The organism is Vibrio lentus (assembly GCF_002875945.1).
In the GTDB taxonomy this organism is placed as follows: Bacteria; Pseudomonadota; Gammaproteobacteria; order Enterobacterales; family Vibrionaceae; genus Vibrio; species Vibrio apostichopi.
The window spans coordinates 1-19,592 of record NZ_MCZK01000112.1; the positions used below are offsets into that span (position 1 = coordinate 1).

General features: G+C 45.6%; 18 protein-coding genes and 1 riboswitch. Of the genes, 11 read left to right on the plus strand and 7 right to left on the minus strand.

The window, feature by feature from the left end; translation table 11 throughout:
* The first annotated feature begins 701 nt into the window (after positions 1-701).
* The 8 genes from BCT49_RS11155 (at position 702) to thiH (ending at position 8,947) form a co-directional block, all read left to right on the plus strand.
* Positions 702-2,084 carry a multicopper oxidase family protein gene (locus BCT49_RS11155; protein ID WP_102435274.1) on the plus strand — a complete coding sequence of 461 codons (1,383 nt, stop codon included), beginning with the start codon at positions 702-704 and terminating at the stop codon, positions 2,082-2,084.
* Positions 2,085-2,184: 100 nt separating this feature from the next.
* Positions 2,185-2,568 (plus strand): fluoride efflux transporter CrcB, encoded by a 384-nt coding sequence (gene crcB, locus BCT49_RS11160; protein WP_060983701.1) that lies wholly within the window; start codon positions 2,185-2,187, stop codon positions 2,566-2,568.
* A gap of 62 nt (positions 2,569-2,630) precedes the next feature.
* A riboswitch (TPP riboswitch) is annotated at positions 2,631-2,729 on the plus strand.
* Positions 2,730-2,858: 129 nt separating this feature from the next.
* A complete protein-coding gene (gene thiC / locus BCT49_RS11165; protein ID WP_102435275.1) occupies positions 2,859-4,808 on the plus strand; it encodes a phosphomethylpyrimidine synthase ThiC in 1,950 nt (649 codons plus the stop codon).
* Positions 4,808-6,100, plus strand: coding sequence for a thiamine phosphate synthase (locus BCT49_RS11170; protein WP_102435276.1), 1,293 nt, complete (start codon positions 4,808-4,810; stop codon positions 6,098-6,100). Before thiC ends, BCT49_RS11170 begins: the two co-directional genes overlap by 1 nt.
* Positions 6,090-6,872: a HesA/MoeB/ThiF family protein gene (locus BCT49_RS11175; protein ID WP_102435277.1), complete on the plus strand. Its 783-nt coding sequence runs from the start codon at positions 6,090-6,092 to the stop codon at positions 6,870-6,872. The genes BCT49_RS11170 and BCT49_RS11175 overlap by 11 nt, the downstream gene beginning before the upstream one ends.
* Positions 6,869-7,078 carry a sulfur carrier protein ThiS gene (gene thiS, locus BCT49_RS11180; RefSeq protein WP_102435278.1) on the plus strand — a complete coding sequence of 70 codons (210 nt, stop codon included), beginning with the start codon at positions 6,869-6,871 and terminating at the stop codon, positions 7,076-7,078. Before BCT49_RS11175 ends, thiS begins: the two co-directional genes overlap by 4 nt.
* Before the next feature lie 2 nt (positions 7,079-7,080).
* Complete coding sequence (locus BCT49_RS11185) at positions 7,081-7,812, plus strand: thiazole synthase (protein ID WP_102435279.1); 732 nt, start codon at positions 7,081-7,083, stop codon at positions 7,810-7,812.
* Positions 7,813-7,819: 7 nt separating this feature from the next.
* Positions 7,820-8,947: a 2-iminoacetate synthase ThiH gene (gene thiH, locus BCT49_RS11190; RefSeq protein ID WP_016789614.1), complete on the plus strand. Its 1,128-nt coding sequence runs from the start codon at positions 7,820-7,822 to the stop codon at positions 8,945-8,947.
* Between the two features lie 136 nt (positions 8,948-9,083).
* Here thiH and BCT49_RS11195 read toward each other — a convergent pair whose 3' ends face one another.
* Both BCT49_RS11195 and BCT49_RS11200 read right to left on the minus strand, forming a co-directional pair.
* Positions 9,084-10,874, minus strand: coding sequence for an aminopeptidase P family protein (locus BCT49_RS11195; RefSeq protein WP_102435280.1), 1,791 nt, complete (start codon positions 10,872-10,874; stop codon positions 9,084-9,086).
* Positions 10,875-10,996: 122 nt separating this feature from the next.
* Positions 10,997-11,938 carry a LysR family transcriptional regulator gene (locus tag BCT49_RS11200; protein ID WP_012605070.1) on the minus strand — a complete coding sequence of 314 codons (942 nt, stop codon included), beginning with the start codon at positions 11,936-11,938 and terminating at the stop codon, positions 10,997-10,999.
* Positions 11,939-12,039: 101 nt separating this feature from the next.
* Here BCT49_RS11200 and BCT49_RS11205 point away from each other — a divergent pair, with 101 nt between their 5' ends.
* Both BCT49_RS11205 and BCT49_RS11210 read left to right on the plus strand, forming a co-directional pair.
* Positions 12,040-13,239 (plus strand): multidrug effflux MFS transporter, encoded by a 1,200-nt coding sequence (locus tag BCT49_RS11205; RefSeq protein WP_029222012.1) that lies wholly within the window; start codon positions 12,040-12,042, stop codon positions 13,237-13,239.
* A 102-nt stretch (positions 13,240-13,341) separates the two neighbouring features.
* Positions 13,342-13,623, plus strand: coding sequence for a hypothetical protein (locus BCT49_RS11210; protein ID WP_102435281.1), 282 nt, complete (start codon positions 13,342-13,344; stop codon positions 13,621-13,623).
* Between the two features lie 86 nt (positions 13,624-13,709).
* On the opposite strand, the gene BCT49_RS11215 is transcribed toward BCT49_RS11210, so the two are convergent.
* The 4 genes from BCT49_RS11215 to BCT49_RS11230 form a co-directional block, all read right to left on the minus strand.
* Positions 13,710-14,168 (minus strand): DoxX family protein, encoded by a 459-nt coding sequence (locus tag BCT49_RS11215; RefSeq protein WP_102421329.1) that lies wholly within the window; start codon positions 14,166-14,168, stop codon positions 13,710-13,712.
* Position 14,169: 1 nt separating this feature from the next.
* On the minus strand, positions 14,170-14,937 hold the full coding sequence (locus tag BCT49_RS11220; protein WP_102435282.1) for an HvfC/BufC N-terminal domain-containing protein: 768 nt from the start codon (positions 14,935-14,937) through the stop codon (positions 14,170-14,172).
* Positions 14,934-15,794 (minus strand): MNIO family bufferin maturase, encoded by an 861-nt coding sequence (bufB, locus tag BCT49_RS11225; RefSeq protein WP_102435283.1) that lies wholly within the window; start codon positions 15,792-15,794, stop codon positions 14,934-14,936. Before bufB ends, BCT49_RS11220 begins: the two co-directional genes overlap by 4 nt.
* Before the next feature lie 64 nt (positions 15,795-15,858).
* On the minus strand, positions 15,859-16,119 hold the full coding sequence (locus BCT49_RS11230) for a BufA1 family periplasmic bufferin-type metallophore (protein ID WP_016783738.1): 261 nt from the start codon (positions 16,117-16,119) through the stop codon (positions 15,859-15,861).
* A gap of 264 nt (positions 16,120-16,383) precedes the next feature.
* Here BCT49_RS11230 and uvrD point away from each other — a divergent pair, with 264 nt between their 5' ends.
* Positions 16,384-18,558 carry a DNA helicase II gene (uvrD, locus tag BCT49_RS11235; protein WP_102435284.1) on the plus strand — a complete coding sequence of 725 codons (2,175 nt, stop codon included), beginning with the start codon at positions 16,384-16,386 and terminating at the stop codon, positions 18,556-18,558.
* Between the two features lie 120 nt (positions 18,559-18,678).
* On the opposite strand, the gene tpx is transcribed toward uvrD, so the two are convergent.
* Complete coding sequence (tpx, locus tag BCT49_RS11240; RefSeq protein WP_102435285.1) at positions 18,679-19,176, minus strand: thiol peroxidase; 498 nt, start codon at positions 19,174-19,176, stop codon at positions 18,679-18,681.
* Between the last annotated feature and the right edge of the window lie 416 nt (positions 19,177-19,592).

A 19,592-nucleotide genomic window follows, 5' to 3' on the forward strand; every position in this document is an offset into this window, starting at 1 on the left:
ATGCTAGAGCCTTTTTGCTTTCTGAATCTAATGTACACGATTAGCAGAGCAGCGGATTCCCCGACTTACCAAAACAGCGCGTGTTGGGAGTTCGAATCTCTCCACCCCTGCCATATTTAAGGCTCTAGCAGAAATGCTAGAGCCTTTTTGCTTTATGAATCTTATAATACACCATTAGCAGAGCAGCGGATTCTCCGACTTACCAAAACAGCGCGTGTTGGGAGTTCGAATCTCTCCACCCCTAGCCATATTTGAAGCCTCAGCAGAAATGCTGGGGCTTTTTTATACCTGTTACTTTTTACACCAGTCCGACCGAGTATTTTGAATGCCGACTCAGTCCACTCTGCCAAATTTAAGGCTCCAGACTACGCGTCCTGGTAGAAATGTTGGAGCCTTTTTACTAGCTTCTACTTATTAATGGTTTCACTTAATTCTTCTAATTTGGATATGCTGATATTAGAACCATAACGCTTCCTTAATATCTGAATAGCTAGTCGAAGAGGGAGGCCTTTTAGCTTTCTATATGTGGAATATTTAAGCTGTTATTTCTTACCTTAGATGATATTTGACCTTAGAAAGGTAAGTGCTCACTTATCCCAGCCTCTTTTATAAACAATTAACAGCACAATCCACACTTCTTTATGAGAATTATTCTCAATATTTTGTTACATTTTGGTCGTTATTACTAAAAGGCAACAAATATGGATATTTCCCGTCGCAAGTTTATTCAATCATCCCTCGCTATATCTGCACTAACAGTCCTACCTGCTTGTTCAATGAAGCGGTCTGTTGATGGACAAGGAAAGTATGTTTATGACTTAACTGCTGAACCTTCAATGGCTGAGTTAGTCGCGGGATTTGACACCAATGTTTTAGCCTTTAATGGTCAGATTCCTGCTCCGACGATTCGATGTCGACAGGGTGAAAAGGTCACAATTCGTTTTACCAATAAGCTATCAGAGCCGACGACTATCCATTGGCATGGTTTAAGAATTCCTATCGAAATGGATGGAGTTCCCTTCTTAAGTCAGCCACCGATCATGCCAGGTGAAACATTCATTTATGAGTTTACGCCGCCAGATGCTGGCACATTTTGGTATCACCCACACATGAACAGCGTTAAACAACTTGGTATGGGTTTGGTTGGCGTGATTATCGTAGAAGAAAGCACTCCGGTGAAGTTTGACGAAGAACATGCATTGATGCTGAAGCACTGGCATATCGATCAAAAGGGTCAATGGAAAGACTTAATGATCCCCCGACTCAGTGCTCGTATGGGCACTCCTGGTGAGTGGAGTAGTGTTAATGGAGTCCATGAACCCGTATATCAGTTGAAGCAGTATGCAACGACTAGACTTCGTATTGCTAATGTCGACAATACGATCACTTACCCTATTGCTGTCGAAGGGGCTGAAGCATGGGTGATTGCCATCGATGGTAACCCTGTGAAAACGCCTTATAAACTGACTCAACATAAAATTGGTCCAGGGATGCGTGTAGATATCGGACTGATCGCTCCTAAAGCTGGTGAGCGAGTTAACGTTCTCCAAATGAAGGGGCGTTTCCCATTTTCTTTGTGTGAATTTGAAGTCGTAGGTTCAGCATTTACTCAAGATCGAGCATTACCAGTATTACCATTGAATCCAGTACCTAACCTAGATCTTGCTAACGCTGAAGAGATCGATTTTGTGTTCGAGTGGGAAGGCGCAGTATCACCAGTATCTAAGGATGGGAAGTCCATGCCTAAGTTTTGGCTAACAAATAAAAGAGCATGGGAGGGGATGAGCAAAGACAATATTCCTAAACCGTTGGCGACTTTAGAGTTAGGCAAGACTTACATATTCGATCTTAAGAACGTCACTCAATATCATCACCCGATTCATATTCATGGTCATACATTCACTGTATTGGAACTTGATGGTAAAAAAATTGGAGAACCTTTCCATACCGATACAGTGTTGCTTGGAAAAAACGGCCGAGCTAAAGCTGCATTTGTTGCAGACAACCCAGGCCGCTGGATGTACCACTGTCATGTAATTGAGCACATGAAAACAGGATTGATGGGATATATTGAAGTTAAGTGACACCTGTAACGTTTAATATTTGCGCATGCATTCTTAGTTTCTACCCTCGCTTTTATCGGCGTTAAAGCTAGAATATAGGGATTATTGTTTGGGAGGATTCATGGGTCAGTTATCTATTTTAGGTTTTATTGCCATTGGTGGTGCATTTGGTGCTTGTTCGCGCTATTTGATTTCAGAGTTATGTGTAGTGATGCTAGGACGTGGTTTTCCTTACGGTACACTAACTGTTAACGTAGTTGGCTCTTTAATTATGGGTTTGCTCATCGCTGCATTTGAGAATGAGATGGTTGCGACAGAACCATGGAGACAGATCATCGGTCTTGGTTTCCTTGGAGCACTGACTACATTTTCTACATTTTCGATGGATAACGTCCTTCTTATGCAGCAGGGTGCTTTCTTTAAGATGGGACTCAATGTACTACTCAACGTGGTTCTCAGCATCTCAGCAGCATGGATCGGCTTCCAACTTTTGATAAAGTCTTAAAACTTTCTTACGATTTGTTAACAACTCGGCTTGGTTTATCCAAGCCGTTTTTATATACTCGATCGAACTTGTCGGAGTGCCATATGGCTGAGACCGTTAACTCGGGATCCGTTGAACCTGATCAGGCTAATACCTGCGAAGGGAACAAGAGTAGATATCTAACTAGAATCCTTCTAGAGATCTATCTCCAGATCACAACTGTATTTCTTACCGTGATCCCTCTTGTAGCATCTAATCCGTCAAGCATTTTTATCCCTATAAATAATGGCTAAAAGCCAAGGAAAAATGCTATGTCGAGTCGTAAACAAGCAAGACTGGAAGCGAAGAATTTCATTGATTCTTTATCCGTACAACCTTACCCAAATTCGAAAAAGGCTTACATCCAAGGATCTCGAGAGGACATTCAAGTCCCTGTTCGAGAAATATCACTCGCTGATAGCCTAGTTGGTGGCAGCAAAAAAGAGCCTGTATTCGAACCTAATGCACCCATTCAAGTTTACGATACCTCCGGTGTTTACACAGATCCTACACACGAAATCGACCTGTATAGCGGTCTTCCTAAGTTGCGAGAGCAATGGATTGAAGAGCGTGGCGATACGGAACTGTTAGACGATGTAAGCTCTGTTTACACCAAAGAACGTTTAGAAGATGAAACCCTAGACGACCTTCGCTACGGCAACCTACCTAGAATTCGCCGTGCTACAGACAACCAATGTGTTACCCAATTGCATTATGCTCGTCAGGGCATTATCACGCCTGAGATGGAGTACATTGCCATACGTGAGAACATGGGACGTCAGAAGTTCGCTGATGAGCAGCTTAACCATCAACACCCTGGCCATAACTTTGGCGCGAACTTACCGAAAGAAATTACCCCTGAGTTCGTACGTAAAGAGGTTGCTGAAGGTCGAGCTATTATCCCTTCAAACATCAACCACCCAGAATCAGAGCCGATGATTATTGGTCGAAACTTCTTAGTGAAGGTGAACGCTAATATTGGTAACTCTTCAGTAAGCTCTTCGATTGAAGAAGAAGTTGAGAAGCTAGTATGGTCAACTCGTTGGGGTGGCGATACCGTAATGGACCTTTCCACTGGCCGTAATATCCACGAGACTCGTGAGTGGATTCTACGTAACAGTCCAGTGCCGATTGGTACGGTTCCTATGTATCAAGCGCTTGAAAAAGTGAATGGCGTAGCCGAAGACCTTAACTGGGAAGTGATGCGTGATACCTTGATTGAACAAGCAGAGCAGGGTGTTGATTACTTCACTATCCATGCTGGTTTGTTGCTTCGCTACGTTCCGATGACGGCTAAACGTGTGACCGGTATTGTTTCTCGTGGTGGTTCTATTATCGCGAAATGGTGTCTTGCTCATCACCAAGAGAGCTTCCTTTATACCCATTTCCGAGAGATCTGTGAGATTTGTGCGAAGTACGATGTTGCACTGTCATTGGGTGACGGCCTACGTCCTGGTTCTATTGCAGATGCCAATGATGAGGCTCAGTTCTCGGAGTTACGTACTCTAGGTGAGTTGACTAAAGTAGCTTGGGAATATGATGTTCAGGTGATCATTGAAGGTCCTGGACATGTGCCAATGCACTTAATCAAAGAGAACATGGACGAGCAGTTAGAACACTGCCATGAAGCGCCTTTCTATACTTTAGGTCCACTGACGACAGATATTGCCCCTGGTTACGATCATATTACCTCAGGTATTGGTGCTGCCATGATTGGTTGGTACGGCTGTGCGATGCTCTGTTATGTCACCCCTAAAGAGCACCTAGGCTTACCAAACAAAGAAGATGTGAAGACTGGCCTGATTACTTACAAGCTTGCTGCACACGCTGCTGACCTTGCGAAAGGGCACCCGGGCGCACAAATCCGCGACAATGCATTATCTAAAGCACGTTTTGAATTCCGTTGGGAAGACCAATTCAATCTAGCTTTAGATCCGGAAACCGCGCGTTCTTTCCATGATGAAACTTTACCGCAGGAGTCGGGTAAGGTTGCTCACTTCTGCTCAATGTGTGGACCAAAATTCTGCTCGATGAAGATCTCTCAGGAAGTCCGAGAGTATGCGAAAGACACTGAACAAGTAGCGGCTGATCAGGCTATCGAGATTAAGATGCTGGATAACCCGTTGGAAGGGATGCGTCAGAAATCACAAGAGTTCCGTGATACTGGCTCTGAACTGTACCACCCTGCAGTAGGTGCAAAAGAAGCTCAATTAGAGGAATAATGACAGTGAAGATACTCATCCCATCTCAAAATATTGAGTTAACGGGAGAGGTGCAGAACTGTCTATTGGTTGCTAAGCGACAAGGCTTGGCAACCGATGCAGTTGAGTTGGGCGTGAGCCCAACTCAATACTTCTCTATCGTAGATACTCAGCAGGCATTATCTATTGGCTTCGCTCATGATGTTGATTCATTGGCAGAGAGTCAGCTAGCGGAATTGAACCATGTTGTTGATTACAGTAATTCAGTCGCGCTAACTGACGTTTGTGACACCTTTATACAAACTCCGAATATCATCTATATCGGTGTATCAGATGATTCAGTTGTACTGGATATCTGGTCACACCTAGATGCCAATCGTGCTATCAAGAGTGAAACTACAGCTCATCAGGAGTTAGATAATCGCGGCCACTTTGCTTGGTTACTTACTTTGTTGGCGCTGGAATTCCCATTAGAAGACGCATTGGTTTTAGCTCGCGCAGCATTTAATGTTTCACGTGGAACATGGCCAGCAAACTATCAAAACTTTCCGATCCCAGTGCTAGAAGATGAGCGAGTGGATATTAGTGTTGGTTGGGCTCACCAGAGAACATCACTTTCGTTCCCTGAATTGAGTAAGAGTAGCTTAGGGCTATACCCAGTGGTTGATGATGTTGAGTGGATCGAAAGGTTGCTCAACCTTGGCATCAACACTGTTCAACTACGTATTAAAAACCCGCAGCAAGCGGACTTAGAACAACAAATCGAACGATCAATCGAGCTTGGTCGAGAGCATAACGCTCAGGTATTTATCAATGATTATTGGCAGCTTGCACTCAAGTATGGTGCTTTTGGTGTTCATTTAGGGCAAGAGGATATTGAAGAATCAAACCTCTCACAGTTGAGCCAAGCGGGTATTAAGATCGGCCTCTCGACTCATGGCTATTACGAGTTGCTGCGCATTGTTCAAATTAACCCAAGCTATATTGCGCTGGGGCACATCTTCCCAACAACAACTAAACAGATGCCATCGAAGCCTCAGGGTTTAGTTCGCTTATCTCTGTATCAACATCTGATTGATACTATCCCATACACAGAACAACTCACCGGTTATCCGACGGTTGCTATTGGCGGTATTGACCAATCGACAGCTGCGCAGGTTTGGGAATGTGGGGTGTCGAGTTTAGCGGTGGTACGTGCGATTACATTGGCGGAAGACCCACAAAAAGTGATCGAATTTTTCGAAAAACTGATGACGCCTAAACCTCCGACTGCCAAAGAAGAGGTTATGCAGGAGTCTAGCTATGCTGAGTGACTTTGAATTTATTCGTTATCAACGACAAATTGCGTTACCTGAAGTGGGTGAGCAAGGGCAACGCAACCTACTAAATAGTCATGTGCTGCTGATTGGTTGTGGTGGCTTAGGTAATGCCGCTGCTCTCTATCTCGCAGCTTCTGGCGTTGGAAGAATCGTGTTGGTCGATGACGATTGTGTTGATTCGTCCAACCTGCAGAGACAGGTAGCGTTCAAGGAGAGCCAATTAGGTTCACCTAAGGTCGAAGCACTTAAACAACAACTGAATGAGCTCAATGGTCGCAGCCAAGTAAGAACCATCAATCAACGAATGAGTGAAAGTCAGCTTGAGCTTGAAGTGATGCTAGCTGACTTAGTGTTGGATTGTACTGACAACTTCGAGTCACGCCAGCAGGTTAACCAAGCATGTTTCAGCACGAAGACCCCTTTGATTTCGGGTTCTGCAATCGGCTGGAAAGGCCAGTTTATTGTATTTGATTATCAGAATCAGAAAGGGTGCTATCACTGTTTGTTCCCGTTCAGTCATCATCCACAAACGACTCGTTGCAGCGATAGCGGCATTATAGGCCCAGTTGTCGGCACCATAGGTAACCTTCAAGCTTTGGCTGCTATTCAACGTTTAACTCGTGGTGAGTTTCAGGTCGCAACACATCAGCTCAAACTGTTTGATGGCCAAACGATGAATTGGCAAAACCTTATGGTTACTCAAGATAGTGAATGTCCTGTGTGCATTGCATCGGTAGTTAAGCATTTAGAAGAAGAAATCCAATGAGCAATATAACGATCTCGATAAACGAGCAACCAGAACAGGTAGCGCACTCGTCGTCTCTAGCGGACATTATCCAAGCTCTATCATTACCTGATCTAGGTTGTGTATTTGCAATCAACAATGCGGTTGTCCCGCGTAGCCAGTGGCAACAAACGGTCGTTGATGAAGGCGACGCTATTTCTCTTTTCCAAGCCATAGCAGGAGGCTAACCATGTTAACTATCGCTGATAAAACGTTTCAATCTCGACTCTTTACTGGAACTGGTAAGTTTGCCAATAAGCATTTGATGGCGAGTGCTATCGAGGCTTCAGGTTCGCAACTGGCAACCATGGCGCTGAAGAGAGTCGATATTCGCTCTGAGCAAGACGATATCCTACAACCGATCATGGATGCTGGCGTGAACTTACTGCCGAATACCTCTGGTGCGAAGAACGCAAAAGACGCCATCTTTGCTGCGCATTTGGCTCGTGAAGCACTGGGTACAAACTGGCTTAAACTAGAAATTCACCCAGATCCAAAGTACTTGATGCCGGACCCAATTGAAACGCTTAAAGCTGCTGAGCAACTGGTCAAAGATGGCTTTGTTGTGTTGCCTTATTGCCACGCCGACCCAGTTTTGTGTAAGCGCTTGGAAGAGGTGGGTTGTGCTGCAGTTATGCCGTTGGGTGCGCCGATTGGTTCAAATAAGGGTATTGCGTCTGCAGACTTCTTAGAGATCATTATCGACCAAGCGAATGTCCCTGTGATTGTTGATGCGGGCATTGGTGCGCCATCTCATGCTGCTCGTGCAATGGAAATGGGCGCAGACGCTGTGTTAGTGAATACGGCGATTGCCTTTAAGCTAGCAGTTGAAGCGGGTCGAATGGCTTACCTTGCTGGACTTGCAGGAAAAGTATCTCACGCGGTTGCTTCGAGCCCGCTAACTTCATTCCTAGACGAGTAGTATTGTTATGACGTTTGTTGATCGATTTAAACAGCTCAACTGGGATGACATTGGTATGTCTATCTTCAGTAAAACGGCAGCGGATGTTGAACGCGCTCTGAGTAAACCTAAACGCGACTTAGAAGACTTCAAGGCTCTGATCTCTCCGGCGGCAGAACCTTACTTAGAGCAGATGGCACAACAATCGTTGGCACTAACTCGCAAGCGGTTTGGCAATACCATGTCGCTTTATATTCCTTTGTATCTATCTAACCTGTGCGCTAACGCGTGCACGTATTGTGGCTTTTCAATGGAAAACCGTATCAAGCGCCGCACGCTTACTTTGGATGAAATCGATGCCGAAAGTGCGGCTATCAAAAAGATGAAGTTTGATAGCGTTTTGTTGGTCACCGGTGAACATGAAACCAAGGTCGGGATGAATTACTTTCGACAGGTGTTGCCGAATATCAAAAAGCAATTCAACTACCTTGCGATGGAAGTGCAGCCGCTTGATCAACAAGATTACGCCGAACTTAAAACTCTCGGTTTAGATGCGGTGATGGTTTATCAAGAGACCTATCAACCAAGGACTTATGCTGAGCATCATTTACGTGGCAACAAGATGGATTTTGAATACCGGCTCGAAACGCCCGATCGTCTGGCAAAAGCGGGTATTGATAAGATAGGGATTGGTGCTTTGATTGGTTTGGAAGATTGGCGAACCGACTGCTTCTTTGTTGCTGCTCATTTAGATTACCTAGAGCGTACTTATTGGCAGACACGTTACTCGATTTCATTCCCACGTCTTCGCCCGTGTGAAGGTGGGGAGTCTAGTGGAGGCTTACAGCCTAAGTCGGTCATGAACGATAAACAGTTGGTTCAGCTTATCTGCGCATATCGACTCTTGAATCCTGAGGTCGAGTTGTCTCTATCTACTCGTGAGTCGGCAACCTTCCGCGATAACGTGCTGCCATTAGGGATCACGAGTATGTCTGCGGCTTCTAAAACCCAGCCTGGTGGTTATGCTTCCGGTGAGGAAGAACTCGAGCAGTTTGAGATTAGCGATGAGAGAAGTGCAGCTGATGTTGAGTCTATGATACGTCAACGCGGCTTCGACCCGGTGTGGCGAGATTGGCATAGCGCTTACTCCGGTTAACTAACATCCTAGCGAATGTTCCACGTGAAACATTAATGATGTGAAATCGACAAACAAAAACGGCTACCTGAGGGTAGCCGTTTTAATATCTAACTGAGCCAACTAGCTTTGGCTCAGTTGCCTGCCTAGCGAGGCATTAAGCGTGAGCAAGTGGTGTTGTTGATTGGCGTAACCATTCCAACGTATCACCTTCAATTAATGGGCTAACGTCGTTCCATACTTTCTGATGGTAGTCGTTTAGCCAAGCCAGTTCAGGTCGTGTTAGTAAATCAACATTGATGTTGCGCTTATCGATAGGGCAACGAGTTAGTGATTCGAACGTCAATACCGAGAAGTCACCTTGAGTTGGCAGTTCAACAACCAGTTCTAGGTTCTCGATACGGATACCAAACTCTTCTGCACGGTAGTAACCCGGCTCGTTTGATAACACCATGCCTTCAACAAGAGGCACGTCGATCAGCTTCTTAGAGATACTTTGTGGGCCTTCATGAACACTTAGGAAGTGACCAACTCCATGACCAGTACCGTGGTCGTAATCGAAGCCTTCTGCCCAAAGATGCTGACGCGCTAGGATATCCAGTTGGAAACCACGAGTGCCTTGTGGGAAACGAGCTCGTGCGATACCGATATGACCTTTAAGCGCTAACGTGAACTGCTGAATCATTTCGTCGCTTGGTTGGCCAATCGCGATAGTACGAGTGATGTCGGTTGTACCATCTAAATACTGACCGCCTGAATCGACTAAGTACAAAGTATTCAGTTCTAGCTGACCGGGTTCAGGTTGGTTCTCATGGTTGTAGTGACACATAGCTGCGTTTCCGCCTGCTGCTGAAATCGTGTCAAAACTTAGGTCCATCAGCGTTGGGTCTTGCTCGCGGAACGATTGTACTTTGTCTGCCAATACAGCTTCGTTGTGCAGGTTACCTTGTGCGACTTCGGCATCAATCCAAGATAAGAACTTCGCCATCGCAACGCCATCACGAATGTGACACGCTTTCATACCTGCAATCTCAGTTGCGTTTTTAGCGGCTTTTGGCATTAGGCATGGGTCTGCTGCTTCAATGATGTGAGCGCCAGCGTTTTGTAGAACAAGCGTGTACCAAGCATTGCTCGTGCCTGAATCGACAGACACATTGTTACCCTCTAGAGACTGAAGACGAGCTTCAAGTTCTGATGGGTGAGAAACTCGAATACCATTACCAACGTGCGCTTCAAAGCCAGCAGGGATACGAGCCGGGTCTAAGAAGAAATCGACACTTTCATCGGCGTGAATGATGGCATTAGACAAGACAACCGGTAGGCGAGATACGTCCAAGCCACGAATGTTAAGCAACCAACAGATTGAGTCTAGCTCGGTAAGGATAGCGGCGTCCGCACCTTTGGCTTCTAGTAAGCCAGCAATATCAGCGCGTTTGCTCTCGCTTGATTGACCAACGGCGTCTGTTGCCATTAGGCGAACATCAGACACAACAGGCTCAGGGCGATCAGACCAAAGCTCATCAATTGGATTAGAAGAGAGTGTTGTTAGCTCAACTTTCTCTGCTAGTTTTGCTTGTGCGCCTTTCAACCAAGCAGCGGTGTGCATGCGTGGGTCGAATGCAACCTTACTGCCTTGTGGCAATGAATTGATGATCCAATCTAAAGCCGGTTCTTCAATAAGGTGGCGATACTCAAATAACTCTGCTGGTACTTGCTTGCGAACCTGAACGGTGTAGCGACCATCAACAAAAATAGCAGCAGTTTCACGAGTGATAACAGCGGCACCTGCAGAGCCAGTGAAACCTGTTAACCAGTGAAGTCGCTCGTTATGAGCTGGAACGTATTCACCTAGGTACTCATCTTCATGTGGAATGATAACGGCATCTAGGTTATTTGTTTCAAGCCAAGCTCGAACCGCAGCAACGCGTTCAGCAGTGATATTGTGCATCTGTGTTTATCCTTATTGTTAGGGTCCTTGTTAACACTCACAGTCGATATACATGTGAGGGGACTTATTAGGTCAATAAGCTAGCGCTTTTGTTCGTTTGCTGCAAACGCTGTACGCCATTTTTATCTCAGGTGCAGAGTTTTTTCTTTGATGATATCTCGCAGCCAAGTTAGCGCAGGGTCATTTTCTCTGTCACGGTGCCAAAACAGAGTGTATGCCATCGGTGGGAATTCCATCGGTAAAGGCACAACCACTAAGTCGAGTTGTTTGGCGACAAGATAAGTAAAGTGGCTTGGTGCGGTAAACACAAAGTCAGTGTAGGTGCACAGGCTTGCGGCACTGTTGAAGTCAGGAACAGAAATGGCAATATCTCGCTGATGACCAAGATCAGCCAGTTTGTAGTCGAGCAGCCAGCGGTCGTTACCATCACACCTTACTTGTACATGACGCTGCGCAAGGTAGGTTTCCAGATCCCATTTACCGCTCAGAGCAGGGTGGTTACGTCTTAGTACACACATCTGTGCGTCGCGGTAGATCTCTTGTTCGCAAATGTCGTCTGGCGGCAGCATCGTTAAACGCGCATCGTTGATGTCGATGTCTTTGCCAGTGAGTCCGATATCTAGTTCGCCTAGCTGCAGCTTCTTAAAGGTTTGTTCTGTCCAAGCATGGGTGTTGATATTGACCTTAGGTGCTTGTCGAAATATTGCCGGTAAGAAGTGCGGAAGAATCAGCGGGTAAACACTCTCAACGGCAGCAATGTGAAAGCTATGGTCGCTGTTGTTGGGAATGAAAGTTTCCGGTTGGGTAAGCACATCAAGTTGATTGATCAACGTTTCTAATCGAGGTTTGAGAAAGACCGCTTTCGGTGTTGGTCGTAGGCCATGAGCACTTCGCGTAAAAAGGGGGTCATTAAATTGCTCACGAAGCTTGGCTAACGACTTACTCACAGCCGATTGGCTCAAGCATAATCGGTGTGCGGTGCGAGTGACACTCAGCTCTTCCATCAGCACCTGCAAGCAAACCAATAGATTGAGGTCGAGGCGTGATAGTTTCTCGATATTCATGTGAGTTTCCTATTTGGAATAATGCTAATGAGTATATGCCATTTTTGTTCATATCTTTAGTTGGTTATTATGCACCTAAATTAACTCATTCGGAGAATCTTGTGCCTTCTAACGCGCTTCCAACCCCTAGTAAACTGCAGGTTGCTTTATTGGCAATGCTGGTTCTATTTAGCCCTCTGGCTATAGATATTTATCTTCCAGCTCTGCCACAAATTTCAACAGCGTTTCACGTGGAACACGCGTTAGCACAAGATACGATTACTTGGTTTTTATTCGCCATGGGTGTCGGGCAATTATTTGCAGGCCCTTTGGCAGATAAGTTAGGACGTCGAACCGTTGCATTGGGAGGTGTTAGTATCTATGCATTGAGTGCTTGCTTGGCGTGGGCAGCTCAATCGATTGATATGATGCTAATAGCTCGGCTGCTACAAGGCTTAGGAGCTTGTGCGACTTCTGTAGCAGCCTTTGCGACGGTTCGCGATCTATTTGGTCCTGAGAAAAGTGGCCGTATGATCAGTTACCTCAATGGTGCAATTTGCTTTATTCCTGCACTAGCTCCGATTCTTGGTGCTTGGTTGACTCAACAGTTTGGCTGGCGCTCGAACTTCAGCTTCATGGCTGTGTTCGCTGTCGTGGTTGGCACCATTTTGTTTTTCCAAATGAAAGAGTCTAATCCAGCGACAGAAAAGGTCGCGGTGTTCAAACTTGAGCGTTACTGGTCGGTACTGAAAACACCATCATTCATCTTCCATGCGACATTGTGCTTGATGGCGATGGCAGTAATCCTTGCTTACGTTACCTCTGCACCTGTTGTGTTGATGGAAAACCTAGGTTTGACGATGAACGAATTTACCTTCTGGTTTGGTATTAACGCGGTTATCAACATCACGGCTGCATTCACTGCTCCGAAGTTCATGGACCGTTTTGGTACTTACAAAGCATTGGTTGTTGGTATTTCAACGCTTGGCTTAGCGGGCGTGGTTATGCTGGTGCTTGCTGAGCATGCTAGTGCGATCGCGTTCATGTTGCCGATCTTCTTATCTTCAGTTGGTTTCGCTTGGATTCTGGGTGCTGCTGCAGGTAAAGCTCTAGAACCTTTCGGTGACCGTGCGGGTACCGCTGCTGCGCTACTTGGCTTGTTCCAAATGAGCGGCTCAGGGCTACTTGTTGGTACCATGCAACGTCTTGATTTAACGTCTCAAGTGATGATTGCGCTGCAAATGTTCCTGATTGTTCCGGCATTGTTAGTGCTTGCGAGCAAGGCTGGTAAGTCGTGGCACACGACGTTTGCCAAGGCGTAAATCTCAAGGGTGACAAAATATACAAATGGCGGTTTTCGAAACCTTAAAACATGCTATATTTGTCACTCATTGAAACGTTAGTCCCCAACGGAAAATACTGTAATGTCATTAACAACCTACGAAATGGCGCGCATCTTAGAACAAATGGAAGATGCACCTGAAAAGGTCATGTTTGGTAAATTGCTTAAAGAGCTAGGAAACCAAAGTGAAGAGCGTATTCGCAGTGCGGCAAAACAAGTTCCAATCGACACTTTGCGAGATATCATTTACCAATTTCAACGCGTGGTTGAATCTCGTAAAGGTGAACAAGTTCGGCTACTAGCAAAAGAGCTAGCCGAGCAAGGTATCTCTGCTGAAGAGCTACAAGCTTTTCTAAACAAGTAGTTTATTCTAGATAAAAAGAAACCACTCAATTGAGTGGTTTTTTGCGTTTTGGACCTATGTAAACTTAGAGGCCATGAAAAAGGGGCTTAGCTTCTGAACTGCGCTTTCAAGATTCTATCCAGTGAAAATGGCCCTGCGCCCCATACAACGACGATAAGAATCATTAATCCCCAAAGCTGATGATCGTAAAAGCCTTGCGCCCACAATACAGGGTATGACACGACGGCCATGATATTGAAAACGAACAGCACTGCAGCCATAGGTCGTGTTAATAGACCAAGCGCCAAGAACACCGGTAGAATCAATTCAGCGGCAGTCCCCATATAGGCTGCCAACTCCCAAGGTAACAGTGGCACTTGGTATTCCAATTCAAACAAGTAAAGAGTGCTATCCCAAGTTGCTATCTTGGTGAGCCCAGAGTTAAAGAAGACCCACGCCACCCATAGGCGGCAAAACAGAAGTAGGACAGGAACAAAAAGTGCCTGTGATTTCTCAATCAAATTGTCGTATTGAGCCATCATGTTCGTGACTGTGTTGTTATCCATATTATGTCTCCAATTCGGCATCGATTGAAAAACCTGAGATGACGTTAAGCGCCATGACAGCATTCAGATGTTGTAGTAGTGAAGGGTCAATCTCAGCGAGCGCTTGACCCGATTGCAATTCAGTTAATAGTTGGTGGCATTCTTCTGTCAAACGATGGCTCTCAATCTGTGAATTCTCTGCTCGGATTAACACCCCAAATTCAGGTTGGTTGATGTCTAACCCGTCGAGTTGTTGCTGATAGATAGCTTGCTCAAGCGCGATCATCGTATAGCTAGAATTGACTAGTGTTATTGAATCTTTGAGATGGAAGACCAAAGCGCCTTGCTGTTCTTGTGGCACATCAGCTAAACAAGAGAGAGGGCGTTGGTCGACATGTGATTCTGAAATACATCTCACCAAGCTATCTTTTTTCCATTCATACAAAGCCACTTCAGCGAGATAAGGAGCAGCCTCAATAACGGCAGGAAAGGTTTGGATAGTCTGTTCAAAGTGTTCCCCATAACCGCTGACATCACCAGAGGTTGATGGATAACTTAAAACATGTTGGCGAGCCATTTGTTGGAAGCACTCTTCACCAACCAGCATTTCAGTAAGTGGATAGGTTGCTGCCAGTACTTCGCTCAAGCTGATCACAAAGTTATTACGGTAAATCTGGATTCGTTGCTCATCCGTAAAATGGTCGCTCACTATGTCACAATGCTGACCATTATTTTGGTAGCGTAGGGCGTTAGCAAACTCTGATTGAACATCTGCTAGGGAGTGGCTCATGATGCGCGACTCCTTTGGTTGAACTTGTCGTGTTGATACAAGATATCACTGGCTTTGGTTGCTTCAGCCAATAAGACTTGTGGTTCTGGGATATCTAGATCCCACTCAATTAAGGTATGGCGCAAACCATGTTGTGCAATCCAGTCAGTATAGAGTTTCCATACTTCGTCACAGACAGGTTTACTGTGGGTGTCTATCCAGATCTCACCTTGTTCAAGCTTCTTTTTGGTAAAACCTGCCAAGTGAATCTCTTCCACTTTGTTTGCAGGTATTCCGTTTAAGTACTCTTCACAGCTAAAGCCATGATTAAAAGATGAGACAAAAATATTATTGAAATCGAGCAGTAGGCGACACTCGGTGCGCTTTTGTACCTCGGCCAAAAATTCCCACTCTGGGATGGTTGAATGCTTGAAGGCTAGGTAACTCGATGGGTTCTCAATCAACATAGGGCGTTGCAGGCTGTCTTGAACCTCGATGACATTGCGACAGAAGACTTCTAACGCTTCTTCTGTGTAAGGCAGTGGTAACAAGTCATTGAAGTAATGACCTCCGGTCTGACTCCAGCTGAGATGGTCAGAAACCAAGAACGGCTCGATGTCATCGATGAGTTCTTTTAACTGCAGTAAGTGATTTGGGTTGATGCGCTCAACAGAACCTAGAGATAACCCAACACCGTGACAACTTATGTTGTGGGCGTTACGAATTTCTCTGAGTTGTTGACGTTGCGGTGATTGAGTTAAAAAGTAGTTCTCGCTGTGAACCTCTAACCAACTCACGAGAGCTGGATTTTGGCTAAAGAAGTCTAAGTGCGGTGTTCTAAGGCCAACCCCTGCGTTGGGGTGAAGAGTTTGAGTCACAACGATTCTCCTAATGGAAAGTGGAGGTGAGCTGAATATCAGCTCACCATACTAAGCAGCTCAATTATGATGATTGAGTGTCACCACCTGATAATTTGCCACACAGTCCTTTAGGAACGACCACGAATGCATCGGATTGGTTGTCTTCTTTTGCTGTACCCGCACATGAACTTGTTTTAGTTGCACAATCATTTTGGCCAGCTTTTGCCACGCCGTAGCATTTTTCTTTTGCTGCTGCTTCCGCAGGTGCTGATGTAAGAACTGCACCGCCGAACGCTAGTACACTTGTGATTGCAGCTGTAACAGCAAGATTAGAATTTTTCATAGTCATTCCCTCTAGGACTTAATAGTATTTTTATATCGCAGGTTAATGAATTGTTAACTTGCTTACTAAAAAGGATAGGAAGAACCAGGAAATAATTTCACGGCATTATAAGAAATATCAATATTAATGATGAGTTATCTTTTAAGTTACTGATTTTATGATGTTAATTTTTGATTGTTTTTTCTTCTTATTATCCTAAACGCAGCCTAGTGTTTAGGTTATAATCGACTTTTATGTATAAATACCCAGTAGTGAGCATATCCAATGATAGATCCTTCGCTTTTACTCGATGGCCTAAACGACAAACAACGTGAGGCGGTCGCAGCACCTTTAGAAAACCTACTTATTCTGGCAGGTGCTGGCAGTGGTAAAACGCGAGTGTTGGTGCATCGTATCGCTTGGTTACAAAGCGTAGAGCAAGCATCACCGTTCTCTATCATGTCGGTTACCTTCACCAACAAAGCGGCAGCAGAGATGCGTGGTCGTATTGAAGAGTTGATGATGGGCAGCTCGTCAGGCATGTGGAACGGCACCTTCCACGGTATCTGTCACCGCATCCTTCGTGCTCACTACCTAGATGCAAAACTGCCAGAAGATTTCCAGATCATTGACTCAGATGATCAGATTCGTTTACTACGTCGCTTAATCAAGGCGCAAAACCTTGATGAAAAGCAGTGGCCAGCCAAGCAAGCTTCTTGGTGGATCAATGGCAAAAAAGACGAAGGGCTGCGCCCAAATCACATTGACGCCTACCATGATCCAATAACTCAAACGTGGTTAAAGATTTACTCTGCTTACCAAGAGGCATGTGATCGTGCTGGCTTGGTCGACTTTGCTGAGATCTTGTTGAGATCACATGAACTATTGCGCGATAAGAAACACATCCGCGAACACTACCAAGCTCGCTTTAAGCACATTCTTGTCGACGAATTTCAAGATACCAACAACATCCAATACGCTTGGCTACGTATGATGGCAGGCCCGGATTGTCGTGTGATGATCGTGGGTGATGATGACCAATCTATCTATGGCTGGCGTGGTGCTAAAATTGAAAATATTCAGAAGTTCTTGGATGAATTCCCAGGCGCTTCAACGGTTCGGCTTGAACAAAACTACCGTTCAACCAAAACCATTCTGCAGGCGTCGAACGAGCTTATCTCGAACAACACCGAGCGTATGGGTAAAGAATTGTGGACCGATGGCAACGATGGCGAGCCAATCTCTGTTTACTCGGCTTATAACGAGTTAGATGAAGCGCGCTTCACGGTCAGCAAAATCAAAGAGTGGCAAGAGAAAGGCGGTGCGCTAGAAGATACTGCAATGCTTTATCGTAATAATGCCCAGTCTCGTGTTCTTGAAGAAGCTTTGATTCAAGGTGGTTTACCTTACCGAATCTACGGCGGCATGCGATTCTTCGAGCGTCAGGAAATCAGAGATGCCTTGAGCTACCTGCGTTTAATGAGTAACCGCAGCAATGATGCGGCGTTTGAACGTGTCGTCAATACGCCAACGCGTGGCTTGGGTGATAAAACCTTAGAAACGATTCGTCTTGCAGCACGTGAGCGTGGTGCAACCATGTGGGAAGCCAGTGTTGCTCTGATAGAAGAACAAGTGTTACCGGGCCGTGCTGCAGGTGCTTTGAGCCGCTTTATTGAGCTTATCAATGCACTTGAAGATGACACCATAGAACTGAGACTTCATGAGCAAACCGACCACGTGATCAAATCGTCGGGCTTGTTTGCGATGTACGAGCAAGAGAAAGGCGAGAAATCGAAGGCTCGAATTGAGAACTTGGAAGAATTGGTAACGGCAACGCGTCAGTTTGAAAAACCAGAAGAAGCAGATGAAATGAGCATGCTAACGGCGTTCTTAACTCATGCAGCTTTGGAAGCGGGTGAAGGTCAGGCTGATGAGTTTGATGATGCGGTTCAGCTCATGACTCTGCACAGTGCCAAAGGCCTAGAGTTCCCAATGGTATTCATGGTTGGCGTTGAAGAGGGTATGTTCCCAAGTCAGATGTCGGCAGAAGAAGCGGGGCGTTTAGAAGAAGAACGTCGCCTGTGTTATGTAGGCATGACCCGTGCGATGGAGAAGCTCTACATCACTTACGCTGAGATGCGTCGTTTGTACGGTCAAGACAAGTATCACAAGCCATCTCGTTTTATTCGTGAGCTACCAGAGACCTGTCTGGATGAAGTGCGTATGAAAGCGCAAGTGAGCCGTCCTGCAAGTAGTGGTCGCTTTAGCCAAACCGCCGTGAAAGAGAACTTTAACGAAACAGGCTTTAGCTTGGGTTCTCGCGTGAAGCACCCTAAGTTTGGTGAAGGCACTATCATCAACTTTGAGGGAAGTGGTCCTCAGAGTAGAGTTCAAGTCGCGTTTAACGGTGAAGGGATTAAGTGGTTAGTAACGGCTTACGCTCGTTTAGAGCAGCTTTAATCTATTTCTTCAGCATTTAATAACCGTTCATTATTGAAAAAAAAGAGCAGCCAATGGCTGCTCTTTTTTTATTGCGTACCGCTTTAAGCGATCACAATAGATTACTGACTAGAGGGGCTCTTACAGTGCTGCAAGTGCCGCTTCGTAGTTTGGTTCTTCAGTGATCTCTGCAACTAGCTCGCTGTGTGTTACCACACCTTTTTCATCAACAACGACAACTGCACGTGTTGTTAGGCTTGCTAGTGGGCCTTCAGCAATCGCCACGCCGTAGTCTGATGCGAACGCAGGAGAGCGGAAAGTTGAAGCGTGTTGAACGCCCTCAATGCCTTCTAGTTCGCAGAAGCGACCCGCAGCAAACGGTAGATCAGCAGAAATACAAACAACAACCGTGTTCTCAAGCTCTGCCGCTTTTGCGTTGAACGTACGTACGCTCGTCGCACAAGTTGCTGTATCGATGCTTGGGAAGATGTTTAGAACTACTTTCTTGCCTTCAAGAGAAGCAAGAGTCAGTTCAGAAAGATCGCCTGCAGTCAGTGCAAAGTTTGGTGCCTGTTCGCCAGTTTGTGGGAATGTGCCAGTTAGCGGTACAGCAGCGCCTTTGAAGGTAACGTGTGACATGAATTTGTCCTTAATTTAATTATGGTTATGAAACTAGTTGAGCCTAGTAAGACTTACGTTACTCGGAAGCGGTTAAGAAGTGAATGGTTTAAATGTCAGAATTGTAATCAAAGGTCTTTGATTTATTTGTTTTAGGGGAAGAAAGGGTGGGACGACAGATAAAGAAAAACCCCGAGAGCTTGCGCTCATCGGGGTCTATAGTCTTACTCGCAGCAATCCGGCTACTAAGTGTGCTCCATGCATCAAATCCATGATAGTGTGCTGTTATCCTTCAGCGTATTCCTTTCGTCGCCTTCCTAGCGGTGTCCTTGATCTTATCCTGATCTGCCAACAATCCTCGTTAGCGCGCGTCACTTGTTCCTTGAGCGGTGTCCTTTACATCATCCTGATGTTCAGTCCTTTCCTCGTCCAGAGGT